This is a genomic window from Shewanella fodinae (genome assembly GCF_014651955.1).
GTDB classification, from domain to species: domain Bacteria; phylum Pseudomonadota; class Gammaproteobacteria; order Enterobacterales; family Shewanellaceae; genus Shewanella; species Shewanella fodinae.
Window position 1 is genome coordinate 1 of the sequence record NZ_BMXW01000042.1, and the last position, 1,363, is coordinate 1,363.

General features: G+C 52.2%; 1 rRNA gene. It reads right to left on the minus strand.

Annotated features, from left to right (window positions below):
* Nucleotides 1–1,363, minus strand: a 23S ribosomal RNA gene (locus IE064_RS18030); the annotation flags it as partial.

Genomic DNA, 1,363 nt, shown 5'->3' on the forward strand with positions numbered 1-1,363 from the left:
TCAGGGGCCAAGGTTAGAACATCAACACTGCAAGGGTGGTATTTCAAGGTCGACTCCAACAGGACTGGCGTCCCATCTTCATAGTCTCCCACCTATCCTACACATGCAGGGTCAATGTTCAGTGCCAAGCTATAGTAAAGGTTCACGGGGTCTTTCCGTCTAGCCGCGGGTATACGGCATCTTCACCGCAATTTCAACTTCACTGAGTCTCGGCTGGAGACAGCCTGGCCATCATTACGCCATTCGTGCAGGTCGGAACTTACCCGACAAGGAATTTCGCTACCTTAGGACCGTTATAGTTACGGCCGCCGTTTACCGGGGCTTCGATCATGAGCTTCTCCGAAGATGACCCAATCAATTAACCTTCCGGCACCGGGCAGGCGTCACACCGTATACTTCCTCTTGCGAGTTCGCACAGTGCTGTGTTTTTGATAAACAGTTGCAGCCAGCTGGTATCTGCGACTGCCGTCAGCTCGGGGAGCAAGTCCCTCCACCAACAGCAGCGTACCTTCTCCCGAAGTTACGGTACCATTTTGCCTAGTTCCTTCAGCCGAGTTCTCTCAAGCGCCTTGGTATTCTCTACCCGACCACCTGTGTCGGTTTGGGGTACGATTCCTGCTAACCTGAAGCTTAGAAGATTTTCCTGGAAGCTTGGCATTAACCACTTCATCACCTTAGTGACTCGTCATCAGCCCTCAGTATTATGTGCCCGGATTTGCCTAAGCACACTACCTACAACCTTAAACGCGGACGACCGACGCCGCGCTGGCCTAGCCTTCTCCGTCTCTCCATCGCAGTTAGCAGAAGTACGGGAATATTAACCCGTTTCCCATCGACTACGCCTTTCGGCCTCGCCTTAGGGGTCGACTCACCCTGCCCCGATTAACGTTGGACAGGAACCCTTGGTCTTTCGGCGTGGAGGTTTTTCACCCCCATTATCGTTACTCATGTCAGCATTCGCACTTCTGATACGTCCAGTGTGGGTTACCCCTTCACCTTCATCCGCTTACAGAACGCTCCTCTACCGCTCACACATAGTGTGAACCCGTAGCTTCGGTGTATTGCTTAGCCCCGTTACATCTTCCGCGCAGGCCGACTCGACTAGTGAGCTATTACGCTTTCTTTAAATGATGGCTGCTTCTAAGCCAACATCCTAGCTGTCTAAGCCTTCCCACATCGTTTCCCACTTAGCAATAACTTTGGGACCTTAGCTGACGGTCTGGGTTGTTTCCCTTTTGACGACGGACGTTAGCACCCGCCGTCTGTCTCCCGAGTAGTACTCATTGGTATTCGGAGTTTGCAAAGAGTTGGTAAGTCGGGATGACCCCCTAGTCTTAACAGTGCTCTACCCCCAATGGTATTC